We start from the raw sequence: 20,873 nt of genomic DNA on the forward strand, positions 1-20,873 counted from the left end.
TACATCGGAAGGGGATTATTAAAATGGCAGGCATTAAGTTAAACAACATCGTTAAGCGATATGATAACAAAGTAACAGCTGTACATGACTTCAACCTTGATATTTCTGATAAGGAATTTATCGTATTCGTAGGTCCATCCGGATGTGGTAAATCAACTACACTTCGTATGATCGCGGGTCTTGAAGAAATTTCTGAAGGTGAGCTAGTAATCGACGAGCGCGTGGTAAACGATGTTGCACCAAAAGATCGTGACATCGCAATGGTATTCCAAAACTATGCACTATATCCTCACATGAACGTATATGACAATATGGCTTTCGGACTTAAGCTGCGTAAATTCAGCAAAGACGAAATCGATAAGCGCGTAAAAGAAGCTGCTCGTATTCTTGGTCTTGAGCAATACTTAGACCGTAAACCAAAAGCTCTTTCTGGTGGTCAGCGCCAGCGTGTTGCACTAGGACGTGCGATCGTTCGTGACGCAAAAGTATTCTTGATGGATGAGCCATTATCTAACTTGGATGCAAAACTTCGTGTTCAGATGCGTGCTGAAATCACAAAGCTTCACCAGCGTCTGCAAACAACTACGATCTATGTAACGCATGACCAAACAGAAGCAATGACAATGGCAACTCGTATCGTTGTCATGAAAGACGGGCGCATCCAGCAAGTTGGATCTCCAAAAGAAGTTTATGACACACCTGAAAACATCTTCGTTGGCGGATTTATCGGAAGTCCAGCAATGAACTTCTTGAACGGAACTTTAGAGGACGGCTTCTTTAAAGTTGGCGATACAAAGATTGCTGTTCCAGGTGGAAAGATGAAAATCCTTCAAGATAAAGGCTATTCAGGAAAAGAAATCGTTCTTGGTATTCGTCCTGAAGACATTCATGATGAGCCTGTATTCTTAGAATCTTCTTCAAACACGAAGATCGAGGCGAAAATCGATGTGGCTGAATTGATGGGTGCTGAGACTTTCCTTTATTCAACAGTAAGCGGACAAGATTTCATCGCACGTGTTGATTCTCGTACGGATATCCGCAACGGACAAAGCATCTCCCTTGCATTCGATATGAACAAAGCGCATTTCTTTGATAAAGAAACAGAACTTCGTATTCGTTAATACACCGTTTTAACAAGCTCTGCTGATTTGTAGCAGGGCTTTTTTATTTTCCGGAATACCCCCCTTATTCCATATTCCAGAAAAATATGTGGTGATGCCCTGTTTTTATATGATGACTCTCCATTTTTATGTGATGGATGCCTATTTTTATGTGATTGTCCTTATTTTTTATGTGATCACGTATACCCAGGCAAGAAATAGAACAATATTCCCTGTTATTTTTGTCTTTCTCGGGGAAAATGTTAAATGATTGACGAAATGACAATCGCTTTATACAATTAATTCTATAAAAATTGTCGGGATTAATCCGACTAGGAGGACTTCATTTGAAAAACACAGTTAAAATCATGTTGGCACTAGCTCTTTCTGTCATTCTTTTAGCAGCTTGCGGCACATCTGATCAATCTAAGGATAGTGGTGCTGATAAAGATAAAAAAGTTTTGACGATTGGTACCGAAGCTACATATCCGCCTTTCTCATACCGTGATAAAAAAACAAACGACATTACAGGTTATGATGTTGAAGTCGCGAAAGAAGTAGCAAAAAGACTTGATATGAAACCAAAATTTGTAGCGACAGAGTGGAAAAACATGTTCACGTCACTGGACTCAAAGCGTTTCGACCTAGTTGCAAACCAAGTAACAATTACAGATGAAAGAAAACAGAAATATGTTTTCTCGACTCCATATACGGTTTCAGGCGGTCAAGTAATCGTCAATAAAGACAACAATGATATTAAAAGCATCGATGACTTAAAAGGAAAAGTAGTTGGAACGACACAAGGAAGCAACTATGCTGCAGAAGCTGAAAAAGCTGGAGCAAAAATAAAGTACTACAAAGGGATAGCACAGGTTCTCACTGACCTTGATGTTAATCGTGTTGATGCAGCTATGAACGATCAGCTGTTCATCTTAACGGAACTAAAGAAAACGGATTATAAAGTAAAAGCTGTAGGTGAACCTTTTAACAAAAATGAAATGGCCTTTGCATTCCGAAAAGACGACAAAGAACTTTCTGAAAAGGTTAATAAAGCTCTTGAGGAAATGAAAAAAGACGGCACGTTAAAAGAGATCTCTGAAAAGTATTTTGGAGAAGATGTAAGTGAATAACCTATCAGAGATTCTGATCAACTCCCTCCCCTATCTGCTGGAGGGAGCTGTTTTTACTATCCTCATCAGTTTGTTTTCAATTTTAGGAGCTCTTATTTTCGGATTGGTCATCGCGTTATGCCGAATGTCGTCAAGTAGGATTCTTTCGGGGTTTGCAAAAGGATATATTTCTTTTTTTAGAGGGACGCCATTATTAATTCAATTATTGATTCTTTACAACGGCTTTACTTTTATCTATGTACCAGAAGGATGGCAAGCTGCACTGGCCGGTTTGATCCTGCATTTTAGTGCATATATCGCTGAATCTTATCGCGGTGCTATTCAATCCATTGAAAAAGGGCAATGGGAAGCAGCTTTTTCATTAGGGATGAACAGATATCTGACATATAAAGAAGTCATACTGCCCCAAGCTTGGAGAATATCCATTCCATCTGTATGGAATTCCTTGATCGATATTGTTAAAGCTTCATCTCTTGCATCAGTCATAACGGTTCCAGAATTGACACTTATGGCAGATCAGATCAGTGCATCACAGCTGATTGTATTACCTGTGTTATTAGAAGCCGCGGTTATTTACTGGATCTTAACTTCTTTACTGGATGGTTTACGAGTTTTACTGGAACGCCGTATCAAATTAAGTCAATAAGTTTCATGTCCTCTAAAAGGGATATGAAGCTTTTTTACGCCCATTCGCCAATAAAATAGAGCACCTCTTGATGACAGGCATCACAATAAAAAACATGCGGGCATTGGCTTTCTTTAAAATCTGTCGGATATCCATCCTCCAGCTTCAGTTCATCCACTTCCATATATGGACTGTAATCATCGAAAAAATCACTTACTCTCCCCTGATCCTGAACTGCTCTTCCACATTCAGGACAGCGAACATTTATCGTTTGAAAGTTATTGCATATCGGACACATTGCCATAACATTTTACTCCTTTACGTTACATCCTTATAAAAAGGAGTGGAATACTCCACCCCTTTACAGCCATGTTTTTTAGAGTTAGCGAGATCCGCCTAATTGTTGTTGTGCCATTGCTACTAAACGCTTCGTGATCTCCCCACCAACTGAACCGTTAGCACGCGCTGTTGTATCTGGTCCAAGTGTCACACCGAACTCAGATGCAATTTCATACTTCATTTGATCGATAGCCTGTTGTGCACCAGGTACCACTAATTTGTTTCGTCTTGCCATTTTGTTTCACCCCCTTATTCATATTGTGTTTCCTTCTCAAATTCTGTATGCGTAGCTCCTCCTGGCAATTTATAGCGTTCTTCCCACACAAAAAGGATTTTTTTCATTATTTGTTTGAATCGTTTATACTGAGCTATAGGAAGTTGAAACGAAACGAAGTTGGTGAAATGATGTCGAATGAACATGCAGTTGAAATGTTCCGTAAAACAATCCCTTTATTTCAAGCACTTGGTGACCCCGTAAGGCAAGATCTTGTTTTACTTTTAGCTGAAGCTGAAAAAATGAACGTAACAGAGATAGCAAATCAATCCCCCATGTCACGTCCGACAGTTTCCCATCACCTAAAAATTTTAAGGGAAGCCGGAATCGTTGGAACAGAAAAACGAGGAAAAGAAATCTTTTATTTTTTAACGCTTGATCAAACAGTTGTGCAGCTTAAACAACTGATTAACATCATCGAACAAGATTGTATTTTATAAAAGGTTCTTACTCGCTTTCTCTGGTTGCTTTTGTAAGTGGTTGATCTCCGCTCCAGGTACTCGCTTTCCGCGGGGCGTGCGGTGAGCCTCCTCGCGCTTTGCACGTTCAGGAGTCTCACCTGTCCCGCTGATCCCGCAGGAGTCTCGCACCTTACGCTCCAATCAACTTGTCTACGAAGAAAGGATTAAATTCCTCAAAAAAGCCATAAAAAAAGCGACTCAGCTTATGCTGAATCGCTTTTATTTTTTAAGCAGCTGTCTATAGAATGAACGTAATAGCTCTGCTTTTTGTTTGTTATTTGAAAAGTAAGCCTGGATCAGAGTTCTTACTTTATTATATTTATTTTGATAAGGATACCAGTTGATCTCTTTTTGCTTAAGTCCAGGATCTTTCATAACGGACATTTGACGGCTGAACGTGTATAATCCTTCATCACCATGATATCTTCCAGTGCCGCTGCTCTTGACACCTCCAAACGGAAGATGGGGATTGGCAACAGAAACCAGAACATCATTGATCACGGCATTGCCTGTAACAAGCTTTGATGTAACGCGGTTCGCTTTTCCGCTATCTTTTGTCCAGACACTTGCATTCAAGCCGAATTCCGTACTATTCGCTTTTTGAATGGCTTCTTCCTCGGTAGTAAACGCAATGACGGGCATTACAGGACCAAACGTTTCTTCTCTGACGATCTTCATATCTTCGGTGATATTTGTTAGGATCATCGGCTCGATATACATGCTTTCTCCCCATTGATCAGGGTGTTTTCCTGTCAGAAGCAATGCTCCTTTTTCAATCGCATCCAGCACATGATCTTTTATGATCTCTTTTTGATTCTCGAAGGTTAAAGAACCTACGTCCTCTCCCATCTTCAGCTTTTTCGTTTCCTCTACAAGAAGATCTAGAAATTCTCCATGAACCGAGCTTTGTACATATACGCGCTCTACTGACATACATACTTGGCCAGCATTCGTAAAGGAACCCCATATCGCACCGTGAACAGCCCTTTTTAAAGGAGCATCTTCAAATACAATCATCGGATCTTTCCCGCCAAGCTCCAGTGTGTACGGAATAAACCTCTTACTTGCTTCTATTCCGATTTTTCTTCCGGTCTCAACAGATCCCGTAAAAAAAATACTGTCGGGAGTTCCGGAAACGAGTTCTTGACCGAGTTCTTTGCCGCCGTGAGCAACTTGCAGCAGGTTTTTAGGCAGATTGATTTCTCTTGCGATCTTTTCTATTAACAGACCAATAGTCGGTGTTACTTCAGAGGGTTTTAAAATCACTGAATTACCAGCAATTAATGCTGATATAACGGGTGTCATGGAAAGCTGAAACGGATAGTTCCATGGAGAGATGATTAAAACCGTTCCTAAAGGAAAATAATCCACATAAGAAGACTTTCCAACAAAAAGAAGTGGTGTTGATACCCTTTTGCGCTTTAATATTTTTGGTGCGCGCTTCTCATAATGCTGCAGAATGTCAATGACAGGCATAAGGTCTGCAGTCAAAGCTTCTGTCTTTACTTTCCCTGTTGCTGAACATATTTCTTCAACGATTTCATCCATATTTTCCAATAGATAATGCTTCATCTTTGTTATAAAAGAAAGCCTGGTTTCCAAAGAACGACTCGACCAAAACTTAAATGCTGCCGCTGCTTTCTCATGCATGTCAGGAACTTGCTGAATGTCTGTTTCAAGCCATTGATCAATGGTTTCCCCTGTAGCAGGATGCTTTGCAATCAAAACGTTCTTCATGTTGCGCACCTCCTTTTATCAAAATATTCATACATCTTTAATCATACCTTTTTTTGAGCTTGTTGTTTATTTATTTTTTATAATGTGATAATATGTCGATATACTTAAACATATAAACATAAACAAAAAGGAGTTAACCTTTCATGAATAAAACAGTATTAATCACCGGCGCATCAAGTGGAATCGGACTAGAGTTTGCATCTCTCTTTGCAAAAGATGGGTATCATCTAGTGCTTATTGCTAGAAACGAATCAAGACTTCAAGAGATCGCTGATGAGCTAAAATCCAAATATGGCGTGAATGTTACAGTTGCTGCAAAAGATTTAAGTCTCCCTGAAAGTGCAGATGAATTAACCTCTGGACTTGCCTCAGCAGGAATTGAGGTAGATGTACTGGTCAACAATGCTGGTTTTGCAGCATATGGTCCATTTAATGAGACATCTTGGAAAGAAGAAAAAGATATGATCCAAGTAAATATTATGGCCTTAACCGCCTTAACAAAACAGCTTCTTCCAGGCATGATCAAACGGAATTCCGGTAAAATCTTAAATGTAGCCTCAACTGCTGCATTTCAGCCTGGACCACTAATGGCTGTTTATTATGCAACTAAAGCATATGTACTCTCATTTTCTGAAGCAGTCAATTACGAACTAAGAAATACAAATGTGAGCGTAACGGCTCTTTGCCCTGGAGCTACAGCTACAAACTTTGAAAAAAGAGCAAGCCTTGAGTCATCAAGACTATTCCAATCAGGAGCAATGGATGCCCGTGATGTTGCCCTGGAGGGATATAAAGCTTTAATGGATAACAAATCATTAAAGATTCCTGGTTTTAAAAATAACGCATTAGCAAACCTCGTCCGCTTTCTGCCTCGAAAGTCCGTATTAAAGATTGTTCATTATGTTCAAGACAAAAAGTAGCCCTTCGATAGGAACAGCTTGCTCTCAAGCTGTTCCTAAACTTTTATATCGACAATAAACAGTTCGAATTTAATCTTCATTTTATATCTTGAATAGCCTTATTCATATAGTGTAATATTACACTTATAGAGAACTTTTTTAAAATTTAATCTGAATCCAGAAATACTTACATATACTTGTGGTGAGGTGGGATAAGATGAACCAAAAATGGATGAGACATGAAGGACGAAAATGGGTCGAAGAGAAAATCATTACGCCTGACCAGCTTGAACTAATCGTTGCCCGTTATCCAGATTTAAAAGAAGCCAAAAAATCTACTGGCATTTTACCTGTATTAGCAAGCATATTAATCGCGATCGGTATTTTATCATTTATCGCATCCAACTGGAGTGATATTCCTCCCCTAGCAAGGCTCGGTCTTTTAATTTTAATCATGATCAGTTTCTATGTAGCCGGTGATAAACATCTTAAAAAAGGCAATGAAACGCTTGGAACATCGCTTAATCTTCTTGGTATCGTGACCTTCGGAGCAAGTATTATTTTGTTAGGTCAAACTTTTCACCTGACTGCCACAGATGCAAGACTTTTTGTTTTTTGGAGTCTGCCTGCCTTATTCTATTTATTCAGAGACAGACACAAGCTTTATTTCTTTCTTTTAGCTGTATTAACAATAGGCGGACAGCTGTACAGTATGGGAGAATATGATACCTTTAGTTATTTTCTTTTCACTGTCTTTCTGATAAGTATTGGAGGCTTTGTTTATTTATACCCAAGGGCATTGGAAACTTGGCTTTTTACAATCGGATTGAGTATTCAAGCATTCTTGTTGGTCATTATCGAAGATCTAAACCTGCTCTGGTTCTTCCTGTTTGGTTTTGCCTTATATACGGCTAGCATGTGGATAAATAAATCGTTGTTTAAACAATCGTTTAAACGAATGGGCTCTCTAATCGGGTTTGCTTATGCGTACGGTTTGTATTTCACACTTACAAATGAATTTTTATCAGATTTTGAATTCCCGAATGCGGCATTTTATCTGCCAGCCTTGATCGTTATTTTTGCCTTAGCCATTCTAAGTAAAAGAAAAGGTGGCCCAAATCTGCCTTCGTGGGAATTAATGATCTTCGTTCCGTATTTTTATATAGCAAAAGCAGCAGATCCACTGCTAACTGGTCTGTTATATCTAGTAGTTATGTTTGCCTATTCTGGCTTCATGCTCGCAGAGGGGTATAAAAATGAAAATCGCTCACAAATCAATTTTGGAATCGTCCTTTTCTTGCTTGTTTGTTTAATGGGGTACTTCAACCTCGCATGGGCTTTCATGCCAAAGTCAGTGTTTTTCTTAATCGGGGGTATCCTGTTATTCATACTTAATGGTTTCCTTCAGCGCAAGAAAAAGAAAATCCTCAAAAACGGAGGGCCGCATCATGAATAGAAAAAAAGGCTGGATCATAGCGGCTATCCTTCAAGTGTTATTTTTACTTTTTATCGCTGGAAGCTACTACAGCATCGATTATTTTGGTAAAGAGATCAAAATAAAAACCGTTCCCGTCGATCCAAGAGACATCCTATACGGTGATTACGTGACGCTTCGTTTTGATATCAGTACTGTTCCTGTTTCTAAATGGAAAGGTGAAAAAAATTTATTAACGAGCAGACAGCAGACAGTATTTGTTGTACTGGAAGAAAACAAGGAAGGTTATTATGACGTTCAAAGTGTTCATCCTGAAAAACCTCCAGTGCATGATGACCAGGTTATTTTAAAAGGGAAAGCCGAAAGATTATGGGGAGACACCATTGAACAGATGCAGATTCATTATGGAATGGAACGTTATTATGTTGAAGAAAATACCGGTAAAACGTTAGAAAAGCAAGCAAGCGATATGGCTGTTACAGTTAGAATCGCACCTTGGGGAGCACATAAGATCACAGATATAAACCCTCGTTAATTTAATGCCTCTTTAAAAGGGGCTTTTTTTCTTCGGTTTAAGATTGCATATTACGGGAAAATTGATAATGAGGTGAAAACAATGTCTGATACTAAAATAATTGAACTTAAAGATGTAATTAACGGCTGGGCTGGAAATCAAATATCAATACGCAAGGAAGAAACAGGTGATATTGACCAAATCAGGATTTCCCTGCAAAAAGCAACATTCGAACAGCGAGATGCAGAAGATGAATATTTAGGAGACCACATATTGTTTTTACACGGAACAGCGTATGCTGCAGAAGAAGGCACTTCAGTAGAACTTCCTGCAATCACTTACGAAATCCCAATTGACGGAATTACAGACATCAGACTCGATTCGGATATCGTGTCCTTTGAAACAAGCAGAGCTCAATATGTAGTAAATAAAAATTAAAGGGCATCCCGAAGGTAAGGTACACTTACTTTTGGGAGCCCCTTTTTTTAATCCTGCATGCTTCTTGTTACATCTGAAAGAGAGTCCGCAGAAATAGCGATTTGTCCTACCGCTTGGCTGAGTTCTTCTATTACTTCTGCCATAACTTCTACTTCATTTTCAAGCTTCCCGCTTCTCTCGGTGCTTTCATCCATTTTAGATAAAATCGCATTAAAGAAATCCGAGATCTCTGTAGCTTCAGAAACACTGTCATTAATAAAGTGGTGAATGCTTGCTACAGATTCCGAAACTGCTTCAATCCTTTTATGAGTATTTTTCACAAGGTCTGATACACCAGATACTGAAGTTTTAGTCTGGTCAGCTAATTTTCTGACTTCATGAGCAACAACCGAGAACCCTTTACCTGCTTCTCCAGCTCTCGCCGCTTCAATTGCTGCATTCAGTGATAGAAGATTCGTTTGTTCAGCAATGGCTGTTACAATATCAACCACATCATTGATTTTAACTGTAGCCTGTTCAAGGTTTATGAGCTCTGCAGAAATTTGTTCAGATTGCTCTTTTACTTTATTGATCATCTGCTGATGTTCTTCAAGTTTGTTTTTACCTGCGAGTGAATTCTTCGAAACTTCTCCCGCTGATTCAGCTGTATCTTTAGCGAATACCACAACTTCGTCTGCTTTAGACGTAAGTTCTTGCAGTGCAGCGCTTGTTTCCTCTGAGATGCTTGCCAGCTCTTCTACAGAATTCCCTACAGATTGGGTGATCTGCTGTTTCTGTTCTTCGTGTCGTGCTCTTTCTTTTATCTGTTCAAATTCAAAAGCTTCCAAAACAATCTGCTGTTCAAAATTCAAAATTTTCGTTACTGCTTTGACAGCTTGCTGGTATTCTACCTTGCTTTCGATATTCTTATCTAAAATGGATAGAATGGACAGAAGCATATCCTGAAACGAACAAATATACCATTTAGGCTGCAATCCTATCTTAAAATGAATGTGGGCGATTACTCTTCTTTGGTCCACATAACTCTCATCGATGATACCATCGAACATTTCTTGGATGTGTTTGATCAGCGTAACTTTTAAACGGTTCACTGAACTGTGTTTTTGGATAATTTTCAGAAGGCCAGGAACATATTCAATATTTTTATAGAACTGATCTACAATTCCCTCAATGTTCTCTGAAATTAATGGCTTTAACGACTTGATAAGACACAGATCTTCGAGTGTAAGAGAAATCATGTTTAATTGCTTCTGCCACTCACTGTCTTTCGGCACATCAATTTTCACTTCATTCATAAAATCATTAGGTATTTTTGTAACTGGGGTTTTTTCAGCTTTTTTAGTAAGAATGCTTAGGATTGAAGCCATAGATATTTTCCTTCTTCCTTTATGATCACTCATTTAATCTAATCCAAAATTTAGCGAATCGATGTGACTTTTATCACATTTTGTCACTCCTATGTTTTATCGACCACAAATCGGGTATCTTCAAGTAAGCAAAAATAACTATTACTAAAAATAATGAAACGAGGAGTGGTTCACATGTGGAAAAAAAGATGGGCAGCCGGTACACTGGCCGCGATGTTAACATTAGGTGGATTAACTGCTTGCGGTGATGGCGTCGACCAGGATAATGGTGTAGATGATGGCGAACAAAACGATGAAATGGATGAAAAGAATAAAGAAGAAGGTTAAATACAAGAAAACGAGCTGGCTCAACGGAAGTTGAATCAGCTCGTTTTTGCTGTTTACGGTACGTGTTCTTATATTTATTACACTTTCGCTCAAGAATGGCTTGTTACGCTCAGAATACGTCAAGTTACGCTCAAACTGCTCTAGCTAAGCTCAAAACCCATCCCGTTTCGCTCAAAATCATCTTACGAGCGCTCAAAAACATCTATTTTTCACAATTACAGGAGTCATCAAGCTGTTTTTTCAGTACGTTTTTCTGTTTTCCCTTGCTGAAGCTGATACATTTGGAAGTATCGTCCTTTTTGCTCCATCAGTTCATCATGATTTCCGCGTTCTACGATGACACCGCGGTCAAGAACGAGAATCTGGTCTGCACTCTTAATGGTTGAAAGACGGTGAGCAATAATGAACGTCGTTCTTCCCCGCTTTAATACATCAAGTGCCTCCTGAATGACTGCTTCTGTTTCAGTATCGATACTTGCTGTTGCTTCATCCAGAATTAAAATAGCCGGATTATAAGCGAGTGCTCTAGCAAACGAGATCAGCTGACGCTGTCCTGAAGAGAGCGTACTCCCCTTCTCGATAACAGGCTCATCCAGTCCTTTTGGCAAGTTATTAATAAAAGGCATTGCTCCAACATCAGTTAACGCCTTTTCGACTTGTTCCCTCGTAATCTCTGGATTATCAAGGCTGACGTTAGATGCGATCGTTCCTGTAAATAGGAAAGGATCTTGAAGAACAATTCCCATATGCTGACGCATTTCTTGTTTGGACAGTTCCATGATGTCCTGATCGTCAATCGTAATCTTGCCCTGCTTAATGTCATAAAAACGGAAAAGCAAGTTCATGATTGAACTCTTACCGGAGCCGGTATGGCCAACAAGCGCTACTGTTTCACCTTGATTCGCTTCAAAGTCAATATTTTTCAGCACAGGTTCTCCATCCACATAGCTGAACGTAACGTCCTTGAATGCTACATTTCCTTTATAACGAGTGATCTCATTTTTCGTAACCGTCTGGCCAGGTTCATCCATTAATACAAAAACTCTCTCAGCGGAAACCAGTGCCTGTTCCAGTTGAGCAAGCTGATTCACCATCCCTGTAACAGGGTGGAACATTCGGTTCAAATAATCTACGAATGCATATAGCACACCGATTGATATAGCTGAACCAATTCCAAGTGCCTGCCCTCCAAAGTGCCAGATAAAAGCCATGAACGCAAGGTTCTTCAGGAATAACACGAGATTGTGTCCTGTCATGGCGTTCAGACTTAACAGTTTGTTTTGAAACGTGAAGTATTCTTTATTCATTGTCTCAAACTCTTCTGTTGTTTCCTTCTGTCTCTTAAATGCCTGAATGATCGTCATACCGTTAATGGATTCGTTGATCATTCCGTTAATATCACTTAATGTTGAACGGATTTTATGATTATATTTGGATGCGAACTTGCGGTAAATCTTAATCCAGACTACCAGTATCGGTACGAGGATCAAACAGATCGTTGCAAGCTTAACATCGAGCAAGAACAATGCTGTGAAGATACCTGTCAGATAGATGATACCCGTAAAGAAGTTCGCAAGTACGTTAATAAAAAGCTCCTTTATCGCTTCTGTATCGTTTGTAATGCGCGAAACGATTTTACCTGCCGGCTGATTATCAAAATACGTGATCGCTACCCGCTGAACGTGGGCGAATACGTCCTGGCGAATTTTTTTGATAACCAAGTTTGATGATCGCTGCAACATATAGCGCTGCCCATATTGAAAGAATGCTGCGAATAGAAGCAATCCTAAATAGATCATCATAAGTTTCATGATCCCTGCAATTTCAGGTTCATAAAAAGAGAATGTTTCACTGATACTCAGCTTATCTGCCGGGTAAGTTTCAGATTTCCCTTTATATGAAATCGTAACTTCTCCGTTTTTAGCTGATCGTTCACCGGTAATTGAAACAGGCTGATCAATTACAAAATAATCACGTTTCACCTGCACAACCCGTATTTCTTTACCTTTATTTTCTCCCTGATCAAAATGATCACTTCGTTTATACCAGTTTCCATCGTACTTCACTGCCGCTTTTTCTTCTTCACTCACCTGATACCATGGTTTTTCAATACCAAGGATGTGATCATCAATCATTGTTTTAGCGATAAATGGTCCTGTCAGCTCAGCTGCGATAGCAACAGTCAGCATGAGCAACCCTAGAATGAAGTTCTTTTTATATTGAAGTGCGTATTGAAACAGGCGTTTTCCAACGTTCATGGCTACACCGCCTTATTATCATTTAAGTTTTGTTCGATCTGCTGGCGTTCATGCTGTTCTTTATACCAGCCATCTCTTGCAATCAAATCCTCATGTCTGCCTTCATCCACAATCATTCCGTCATCAATAACGATGATCCAGTCTGCGTGTTCAACGGCAGATAATCTATGCGTCGTAATAAATGTCGTTTTACCCGCACGTTCTTTCCGAATATTCCCGATAATAGCCGTCTCCGTTTTTGCATCAACTGCAGAAAGCGCATCATCAAGGATTAATATTTCAGGATCAACACAAAGTGCACGCGCGATAGATACACGCTGTTTCTGTCCTCCGGATAACGCAACACCTTTTTCTCCAACAAGGGTGTTTAAGCCTTCAGGAAGATAATTAACATCATTTTTAAATGACGCCATCTCCATAACATGATTCAGCTTATCTGTATCTGCTAAACGATTACCGAACAATATGTTTTCTTGAACGGTTTTAGAAAATAGAATCGCATCCTGAGGTACATACCCGATCCAGCCTTGAAGGTCCTCTAGGGCGATATCCTCAATGTCAACACCAGAAAAGCTGATTCTCCCTTCACCAGCAGGATACTCTCTCAGCAGTTGCTTCAGTAATGTCGTCTTACCGCTTCCCGTGCGTCCCACAATTCCTAGTGTTTCACCTTTCTTAACCGTAACATTGATATCTTTTAAGTTATCAGACTCTGATGAAGGATATCTGAACGTTACATCCTCAAATTTAATCGTGCCCGGATCTGATAAAGGAACAAGATCCTCACCATTTTTAACATCTGCTTCGTACGCTAGTGTTTCATTTACACGGTCAAGTGAAGCACTTCCGCGTTCCATCACATTGATCAATTCACCGACTGCAATCATCGGCCAGATTAGCATACCTAGATAGACGTTGAAGGTAACAAGTTCTCCAAGGGTAATCGTATTATGGAAAACCATGTATGCTCCATAACCTAATCCGATCAAATAGCTCATCCCTACTAATATCTTAATCGTCGGTTCAAAAAGAGCATCGATTCTCGAAACAGCAAGGTTCTTTTCAAAAACATCTTCTGTTACTTTGTTGAACCGTTCTACATCCGCTTCTTCCTGTACATAAGCACGGATAACACGGACGCCTTGAATACTTTCCAGAACCGAATCGTTCATTTCCCCAAATGCATCCTGTGCGACCGTAAATCGCTGATGCACTTTTTTACCGTACTTCTTAATAATAAACGCGATAACCGGCAGCGGTATAAGAGCTGCGAACGTTAATTTCCAGCTGATCATAAAACCCATTACAAACAAGATCGTAAGCATGAACAGACTGGAATCAACGAGCGTTAAAATTCCAAAACCTGCAGTCATTGAGATGGCTTTTAAATCGTTTGTCGCACGTGCCATCAAATCTCCAGTTCTATTTTTCTCAAAAAATGTAGGAGTCATTTTTAATAGGTGACGCATGAATCTCGAACGCATCGTCCGTTCTATAATAAAAGCGCCTCCAAAAAGCTGGTACATCCAGATGTACATCGTGATATACATCGATACGAGTACTGCCACAAAGATCGCTAGAGTTTTCATCATATCTTCTCTCGTGATCGTGCCCATATGAATGGAATCTATTGTATTTCCTATTAGTTTAGGAGGAATGATCTCAATAATTCCAACACCGGTTAACAGGACGACCGCCACCGTATACCTTATCCAATGCCTCTTAAAAAACCAGGCTAACTTTCCTAAAACCGAAAACATATCGTTCTCTCCTCTCTATCTCGCTGTCTACTATTAAACAATTTGTAATAATTGAGCTACCCAAAAAGTGTATGATCCTTGCGTTCTAGCCACACCATTAACACTCCATTTTTCATGTCCTTTACCTCCAGATTTTTTTAGGCTGTTAGACTTTGTTGCTCGTACCTTGCTCTCCAATCAACTTGTCAATGAAGAGAATCTAAGAAAAGACCAAAAGCACCTTCGCCTTTTTATATTGCAAAAGAAGAGAGATCTCTTCGTGCAAATGAAAATAAAAAAGCATACCACTCGAAGGCGATATGCTTTAGAAACCATAAAAAAACACACGTCACGACTGGGGTGACCTGCGTAATGAATATGTATAAAGATCAGACAAAACTAAGAGAAAGGAATCCTAATACAACTCTTTCGGCAGGCCATGATATGAAATTGTAGAGTCTTTGCCCATTGCAATACAGACAGTAATCTGAGTAACAATTATTTCTTTCACCATGACACAACCATCCTTTCCATAATTTTGTAGTTTGTAACTTTGGTAATCTTAACACTATTCTAATAACTATGTCAATTTATTTTCGATATACCAAATTTTTATTTTGCCATTCAATATATGACAAGATGACAAGGATGGTGAGTCCAATTTCATGAAAAAAATAATAATGACTTTTATGCACGCTAATCTGAATGATATTCACGGTAATTCACATTTTATTAACGGTAAAAAGCGATTTATGGAATTTTCGACAAACACCAACTGCAATCCAAAAAAAAATCAGGAGAACCCTAATCCTGATTTTAAAACTTTTAACCGTTAAAAAACCCGCCACTTAAAAGTGACGGGCCGATCTCTAAACGTATTATTATGAGAACTGGCGTGTTAAGTTTGCCATCTCAATTGCAGAAACCGCTGCTTCCCAGCCTTTGTTTCCTGCTTTTGTTCCAGCTCTTTCAATAGCCTGTTCGATTGAATCTACAGTTAATACACCGAAAATGACGGGCACACCGCTCGTCATTGATGCCTGCGCTACGCCTTTAGCCGCTTCGTTGCACACATAATCAAAGTGTGGAGTTGATCCGCGGATAACAGCACCTAACGTAATAATGGCATCATAATTTCCGCTATCCGCCATCTTTTTTGCGATTAACGGAATTTCAAATGCTCCTGGAACCCATGCGATATCCACATCTTCTTCTGACACCCCATGTCTTTTGAAAGCGTCCTGCGCGCCAGAAACTAATCTATCTGAAATAAAATCGTTAAAGCGTCCTGCAACGATTCCTACTTTTAATCCTGATCCAACTAAATGTCCTTCAAATAATTTTGCCATTTTTGGTTCCTCCTGTTTTAGAAATGAAGCATATGCCCCAATTTGCTTTTCTTTGTTTTTAAATAGTCTTCATTGCTTTCATTATGAGGCATCTGAAGCGCCACTCGCTCTGTAACTTCAAGATCATAGCCTTTAAGACCGGCTATTTTCCTAGGATTGTTCGTTAAAAGTTTCATCTTGTTGATCCCTAGGTCTTTTAAGATTTGTGCTCCGATTCCATAATCACGCAAATCTGGTGCAAATCCAAGCTGTTCGTTTGCCTCAACTGTATCAAGGCCTTCTTCTTGCAGTTTGTAAGCTTTCATTTTGTTAATGAGTCCGATGCCTCTTCCCTCTTGTCTCATATACAATAAGACGCCGCGGCCTTCTTTATCGATCTGTGAAAGAGCTGCATGAAGCTGCGGCCCGCAGTCACAGCGGTTAGAACCAAAGACATCTCCAGTCAGACATTCAGAGTGCACTCGAACCAACACAGGCTCACCGTCGCTTATATCACCTTTTACAAGCGCAACGTGTTCTTTGTTGTCCAATACATTTGAAAAGCCTACCGCTTTAAAATCTCCATACTCTGTTGGAAGGTTGATTTCGACTTCCCTTTTCACCATTTGTTCTGTTTTATTTCGGTACGTGATCAGATCTTTTATCGTAATGAGCTTCATATTGTGCTGTTTCGCTAATTCTACAAGTTCAGGTACACGCGCCATCGTACCGTCTTCTTTCATGATTTCACATATAACACCAGCTGATTTGCTTCCTGCCATTCTTGCCAGATCGATGGCTGCTTCCGTATGACCCGCTCTTCTTAGTACTCCGCCATTTTTACCGATCAATGGAAAAATATGACCAGGGCGTTTGAAATCAGATGGAGCAGATTCTTGATTCACCAGCTCACGAACAGTGGCCGCTCTTTCTTGTGCTGAGATTCCTGTTGTGGTTGATATGTGGTCTACACTAATCGTAAACGCAGTGCCATGAGAATCTGTATTGGCTGCAACCATCGGCGATAAATCAAGCTTAACAGCAATTTCTTCTGAGATCGGTGTACATACTAATCCCCTGCCATGAGTAACCATAAAGTTGATGGATTCAGCTGTTATCCCTTCTGCCAAGGCAACAAAATCCCCTTCATTTTCACGGTCTTCATCATCAACTACAATAACAATTCTTCCTGCTTTTAAATCTTCAACAGCTTCTTCTATGGAGTGGAACATTGACTCTCCTCCTAAAATCCGTGCTCTTGTAAGAAATCAAGAGACAGCTTCGACTTTTGTTTAGTTTCTTCTTTTTCTGGAGACAGCATTCTAGATACGTATTTCGCAAGCATATCACATTCGATGTTAACAAGATCTCCAGTGGTTTTCTTTCCTAAAATAGTGTGATCCGCCGTATGAGGAATAAGGGAAACCGTAATTGTATTCTTCGTTACATCAAATACAGTAAGGCTCGTTCCATCAACACATACGGACCCTTTTAACATGAAATACTTCATCAAATGATCAGGAAGAGAAATGGTATAGTAGATAGCATTCTTTTCTGGACGTTTCTCCACGATTTCTCCGGTTCCATCCACATGCCCAGAAACAAAATGTCCGCCAAACCGCCCCCCGGCAGCCATTGCCCGTTCTAAATTAACATTGTCTCGGTTGTTTAAAAGTTTCAAAGTTGAAGACCTGAACGTTTCAGGCATAACATCTACTGTGAACTGATGGGAATTAAATGAAGTCACGGTAAGACATACACCATTGACCGCAATACTGTCACCGAGATTTACATCATGCAGGACTTTTTCAGCAGATATAGTGAGTACGATTGTTTCATTTCCTTTGTTAATAGACTTGATCGTACCTAGTTCCTCTATGATTCCTGTAAACAAATACTTTGCCTCCCTTGGTCGTTATTTTTCGATGTTCGCTGATCGTAAATGTGCATGAATCTGGGAGTTTTTTAAATAAAAATACCCCGAGAACATAATCGCTCCCGGGGTATTTGTTGAAAGTTATGACTAAATAAACCTTTAAAATCACTGTTTTATTAAACAAGTGTTTAAAAGCGCTCACGTTCCTTCTCCCATCCAGACTATACTGTCGGCTTCGGATTTTCACCGAATCCACCGTTTTTGCTTAATAACAAAACCGGGTCACGGACTAAGAGGCATTCAACAGCCTCATCACCGCCGGTTGGGAATTGCACCCGACCCCGAAGGACACTATTTACTTATGTACATTATAAGTAAACATTGGACTGAATTCAAACGTGATTACTTTTACTGACCAATTATTAATTTTTCTTTTGGATAATGGATATGTTCAGTTGCTACTTTTCCTCGAATAATGAAAAGGAAAGAAAGAACGCCGATTCTTCCGATAAACATCAGAATCATCAAGATCACTTTACCGGTTGAGCTTAATGTACCTGTGATTCCAGTTGAAAGTCCTGTTGTTCCAAATGCGGAACAGACTTCAAAAAAGATCTTCTCGATTGGCATTGGGTCAGTGATTGAAATAATGATGGTCGATGTTGTACATAGCACCATTGCAACGATTACTACAATAAATGATTTTTGTATATCTTCGGGGTAGATTTCCCGATTAAAGATTTTGATGGTATTTCGTCCTTTTGCATAAAAGAAAATCGCCAAAGCAGCTACCGCAAATGTTGTTGTCCGAATACCTCCGCCGACACTGCTTGGAGAGGCTCCAATAAACATCATTACTCCTAAAAAGAGCAAAGTTGGAACGGTAAACTCTGAAACATCCATTGTAGATAATCCGCCGCTTCGTGTCGTAACAGACTGAAACATCGAATAGAAAAACGTTTCATGCCAAGATTTGCCTTCAAAAAAGGCATTCATCTCTAACAGGTAGATCCCCAATGCTCCCGTTACAACCAATAAAGCAAATGTAATGGTTGTTACCTTTGTAAAAAGAGTAAAAGTATAGCGCTCCAAATACTTTCTTTCTTTTATAAAATTATTGATCTCTACTAATACCGGGAAACCAATCGCTCCAGACGTAATTAAAAACATGGTCACAATCTGAACGAGATAATCGTGACGGAACGGAATCAATGAACTCCCCGTAATATCAAATCCTGCATTTGTTGTAGCTGTAACCGAGGCAAAGAAAGCATGGTACAGAACATTAAGCTCCGTGTCGTAATATGGCTGGAACAAAATAAAAAATAAGACTGTACCCAAGATCTCGATCCCGATAATCAAGGTTAAAATTTGTTTCATAAGCTGAACGAGACCCGCTAAAGTGGACTGGTTTTGATCAGTCATAATCAGCTGCCGCTCTCTCATACCAATCCTTTTACCGATTAGCAGCCAGATAGCCGTTCCCAGTGTCATTACACCAATACCACCTATTTGAACCACTATAGCAAGTAGAACTACACCCGTATGATTAAATGTTTCAGAAATATTTACTGAAGTAAGCCCTGTAACACTCACAGCACTTACAGCCGTAAATAACGTATCAACAAAGGATAACTTTACTCCCTCTTTATGTCCGACTGGCAAACTTAATAGAATCGTAGCCACGATAACGGACAATAAGTAAAAGATTACGATAAGCTGAACAGAAGTTAAGAAATTCTTTTTTTGTTGTGTAGTTGCAGAATTATTTTTAAACATAGTCTATTTTCACCTGTCGAGGGAATTTTTCTATAACCTTCTGAAATAGTAACAATAGCATTTCTATTTAACAAGGTGAAATCGAACATTTGTTAAAAAATTTCAATCCGTTTCATTTTCAGAAGTCATTCTCTTTTCTATTATGTTCATTAAAGGTAAGGGTTCATCCACTTTTATTACCACTCTAGTAACATTCTTTTTAAATCCATAAATAAGCTCTGCCTTTACAGATTCCCTCAAAAGAAGTTCGATTGATGGCTTTTCCGGAATAAAATCACTCACGAGTGCTTCGAACGTGTATTTCTTTTCTGATGCGGGTATCGTATCCGGTCCTTCATATTTTTTCATTTCCTTTATGGCCGTATAAGGAAGTGACATTCCTCTTAAGAAACCGATATTTGTAATGATAGAATCTTCCGTTGTGATTAATGGGGTTTTCTTAACGGCCTGCATCTGACCGAAAAGGAAAAGCACTGAGTACGCATTGATAAAGAGCAGTATGAGAGAAAGTGTGTGGTCGATCTTGCTGAAGAAGTAGTGAAGTCCTACTGATTCGATGATAAGTGCATGAATCAGCATCAGATTAAGTGCGACAAAACTTGTTTTTTTATGAAAAGTAAAAACTTCACCAGCCGTCAAAGCCGGTTTTCTCCAAGAGAACAGAGCATAGTACAACATCGAAATCTCACTGACAACCGCATCAAGCATACGGCTACTTGGAAAATGAACGTTAAACGCTTGTTTAATTTTTATAAGAAAAGGAAGTTTATTTGGAAGCTTTCTGTACGATGCTTTTACTTTAGGAAACTTCCTAATAACCATGATTAACAAATAAAGTTCAATGAAAACAAACCCTGCTTCTAACAGAAGTAAAGCTTTTGGAATCATGGATACATTCTCTAATAAAGAATCTGGAATAATAACAGTCGCTAGCCCATAGCTTGCGATGGCTGTCAGGATAGTTAGTTTCCAAGAAAATCGTTTACGGATAATAAAGTAGTATGCAAGAAGCGGAATAACTAAAAGGAAATCAAACATGGAGCCTGCTACTACTAGACTTGGAACCGGCTGAAAGAATGGAGTCATGTATAAAATCATATTGCTTCCAATTACTAATAAACATAAAGCGAGAAACGGCACCCATTTTACTGGTTTTAGAACAGCTTGATTCATAATTTATCCCTCCTCACTTCTATTATACAATAAATACCAATTAATTCTTTTCATTCCAATCAATGTCACAAAAC

20 protein-coding genes and 1 riboswitch are annotated in these 20,873 nt (G+C 39.3%); of the genes, 9 read left to right on the forward strand and 11 right to left on the reverse strand.

What is annotated here, in order from left to right:
• Positions 1 to 23: 23 nt before the first annotated feature.
• The 3 genes from EV282_RS16095 to EV282_RS16105 all read left to right on the forward strand — a co-directional run bounded on the left by EV282_RS16095 (position 24) and on the right by EV282_RS16105 (position 2,876).
• On the forward strand, positions 24 to 1,121 hold the full coding sequence (locus EV282_RS16095) for an ABC transporter ATP-binding protein (RefSeq protein WP_130296765.1): 1,098 nt from the start codon (positions 24 to 26) through the stop codon (positions 1,119 to 1,121).
• Between the two features lie 347 nt (positions 1,122 to 1,468).
• Entirely contained in the window at positions 1,469 to 2,230 is a 762-nt protein-coding gene (locus EV282_RS16100) for a transporter substrate-binding domain-containing protein (protein ID WP_207224341.1), read from the forward strand.
• Positions 2,223 to 2,876, forward strand: coding sequence for an amino acid ABC transporter permease (locus EV282_RS16105; protein WP_130296767.1), 654 nt, complete (start codon positions 2,223 to 2,225; stop codon positions 2,874 to 2,876). The genes EV282_RS16100 and EV282_RS16105 overlap by 8 nt, the downstream gene beginning before the upstream one ends.
• A 34-nt stretch (positions 2,877 to 2,910) precedes the next feature.
• Here EV282_RS16105 and EV282_RS16110 read toward each other — a convergent pair whose 3' ends face one another.
• Together EV282_RS16110 and EV282_RS16115 are read right to left on the reverse strand one after the other, a co-directional pair.
• The gene (locus EV282_RS16110; RefSeq protein ID WP_130296768.1) at positions 2,911 to 3,159 is read right to left on the reverse strand and encodes a hypothetical protein; all 249 of its coding nucleotides are present in this window, start codon (positions 3,157 to 3,159) and stop codon (positions 2,911 to 2,913) included.
• A gap of 78 nt (positions 3,160 to 3,237) precedes the next feature.
• Positions 3,238 to 3,429, reverse strand: coding sequence for an alpha/beta-type small acid-soluble spore protein (locus EV282_RS16115; RefSeq protein ID WP_130296769.1), 192 nt, complete (start codon positions 3,427 to 3,429; stop codon positions 3,238 to 3,240).
• Between the two features lie 170 nt (positions 3,430 to 3,599).
• On the opposite strand from EV282_RS16115, the gene EV282_RS16120 reads away from it, so the two are divergent.
• Positions 3,600 to 3,908 carry an ArsR/SmtB family transcription factor gene (locus tag EV282_RS16120; protein WP_130297034.1) on the forward strand — a complete coding sequence of 103 codons (309 nt, stop codon included), beginning with the start codon at positions 3,600 to 3,602 and terminating at the stop codon, positions 3,906 to 3,908.
• Between the two features lie 240 nt (positions 3,909 to 4,148).
• Here EV282_RS16120 and EV282_RS16125 read toward each other — a convergent pair whose 3' ends face one another.
• The gene (locus tag EV282_RS16125) at positions 4,149 to 5,666 is read right to left on the reverse strand and encodes an aldehyde dehydrogenase family protein (protein WP_130296770.1); all 1,518 of its coding nucleotides are present in this window, start codon (positions 5,664 to 5,666) and stop codon (positions 4,149 to 4,151) included.
• A gap of 143 nt (positions 5,667 to 5,809) precedes the next feature.
• Between EV282_RS16125 and EV282_RS16130 the strand changes: the two genes are divergently transcribed.
• The 4 genes from EV282_RS16130 (at position 5,810) to EV282_RS16145 (ending at position 8,952) form a co-directional block, all read left to right on the forward strand.
• On the forward strand, positions 5,810 to 6,586 hold the full coding sequence (locus EV282_RS16130) for an SDR family NAD(P)-dependent oxidoreductase (RefSeq protein ID WP_130296771.1): 777 nt from the start codon (positions 5,810 to 5,812) through the stop codon (positions 6,584 to 6,586).
• A gap of 196 nt (positions 6,587 to 6,782) precedes the next feature.
• A complete protein-coding gene (locus EV282_RS16135; protein WP_130296772.1) occupies positions 6,783 to 8,021 on the forward strand; it encodes a DUF2157 domain-containing protein in 1,239 nt (412 codons plus the stop codon).
• Positions 8,014 to 8,535 carry a GDYXXLXY domain-containing protein gene (locus tag EV282_RS16140; protein WP_165389499.1) on the forward strand — a complete coding sequence of 174 codons (522 nt, stop codon included), beginning with the start codon at positions 8,014 to 8,016 and terminating at the stop codon, positions 8,533 to 8,535. Before EV282_RS16135 ends, EV282_RS16140 begins: the two co-directional genes overlap by 8 nt.
• Before the next feature lie 81 nt (positions 8,536 to 8,616).
• Positions 8,617 to 8,952 carry a hypothetical protein gene (locus EV282_RS16145; protein WP_077363514.1) on the forward strand — a complete coding sequence of 112 codons (336 nt, stop codon included), beginning with the start codon at positions 8,617 to 8,619 and terminating at the stop codon, positions 8,950 to 8,952.
• A 47-nt stretch (positions 8,953 to 8,999) separates the two neighbouring features.
• Here the strand turns inward: EV282_RS16145 and EV282_RS16150 are convergent, their stop codons facing one another.
• Positions 9,000 to 10,319: a globin-coupled sensor protein gene (locus EV282_RS16150; protein WP_165389500.1), complete on the reverse strand. Its 1,320-nt coding sequence runs from the start codon at positions 10,317 to 10,319 to the stop codon at positions 9,000 to 9,002.
• A 174-nt stretch (positions 10,320 to 10,493) separates the two neighbouring features.
• Here EV282_RS16150 and EV282_RS20350 point away from each other — a divergent pair, with 174 nt between their 5' ends.
• On the forward strand, positions 10,494 to 10,646 hold the full coding sequence (locus EV282_RS20350; protein WP_165389501.1) for a hypothetical protein: 153 nt from the start codon (positions 10,494 to 10,496) through the stop codon (positions 10,644 to 10,646).
• 227 nt (positions 10,647 to 10,873) lie between these two features.
• On the opposite strand, the gene EV282_RS16155 is transcribed toward EV282_RS20350, so the two are convergent.
• The 7 genes from EV282_RS16155 to EV282_RS16185 form a co-directional block, all read right to left on the reverse strand.
• Entirely contained in the window at positions 10,874 to 12,904 is a 2,031-nt protein-coding gene (locus tag EV282_RS16155; RefSeq protein ID WP_130296775.1) for an ABC transporter ATP-binding protein, read from the reverse strand.
• A 2-nt stretch (positions 12,905 to 12,906) separates the two neighbouring features.
• Positions 12,907 to 14,664, reverse strand: a complete 1,758-nt coding sequence (locus EV282_RS16160) for an ABC transporter ATP-binding protein (protein ID WP_130296776.1) — start codon at positions 14,662 to 14,664, stop codon at positions 12,907 to 12,909.
• A gap of 860 nt (positions 14,665 to 15,524) precedes the next feature.
• Positions 15,525 to 15,992, reverse strand: coding sequence for a 6,7-dimethyl-8-ribityllumazine synthase (gene ribH / locus EV282_RS16165; protein WP_130296777.1), 468 nt, complete (start codon positions 15,990 to 15,992; stop codon positions 15,525 to 15,527).
• A 17-nt stretch (positions 15,993 to 16,009) separates the two neighbouring features.
• The gene (locus EV282_RS16170; protein ID WP_130296778.1) at positions 16,010 to 17,203 is read right to left on the reverse strand and encodes a bifunctional 3,4-dihydroxy-2-butanone-4-phosphate synthase/GTP cyclohydrolase II; all 1,194 of its coding nucleotides are present in this window, start codon (positions 17,201 to 17,203) and stop codon (positions 16,010 to 16,012) included.
• An 11-nt stretch (positions 17,204 to 17,214) separates the two neighbouring features.
• Positions 17,215 to 17,865, reverse strand: a complete 651-nt coding sequence (ribE, locus tag EV282_RS16175) for a riboflavin synthase (RefSeq protein ID WP_130296779.1) — start codon at positions 17,863 to 17,865, stop codon at positions 17,215 to 17,217.
• Between the two features lie 182 nt (positions 17,866 to 18,047).
• Positions 18,048 to 18,200: riboswitch (FMN riboswitch) on the reverse strand.
• 55 nt (positions 18,201 to 18,255) lie between these two features.
• Positions 18,256 to 19,626, reverse strand: coding sequence for a TrkH family potassium uptake protein (locus tag EV282_RS16180; protein WP_130296780.1), 1,371 nt, complete (start codon positions 19,624 to 19,626; stop codon positions 18,256 to 18,258).
• Between the two features lie 102 nt (positions 19,627 to 19,728).
• Positions 19,729 to 20,799, reverse strand: a complete 1,071-nt coding sequence (locus EV282_RS16185; RefSeq protein WP_130296781.1) for a hypothetical protein — start codon at positions 20,797 to 20,799, stop codon at positions 19,729 to 19,731.
• Positions 20,800 to 20,873: the final 74 nt, after the last annotated feature.

The sequence above is a fragment of the Fictibacillus sp. BK138 genome (assembly GCF_004216955.1).
Lineage (GTDB): Bacteria > Bacillota > Bacilli > Bacillales > Fictibacillaceae > Fictibacillus.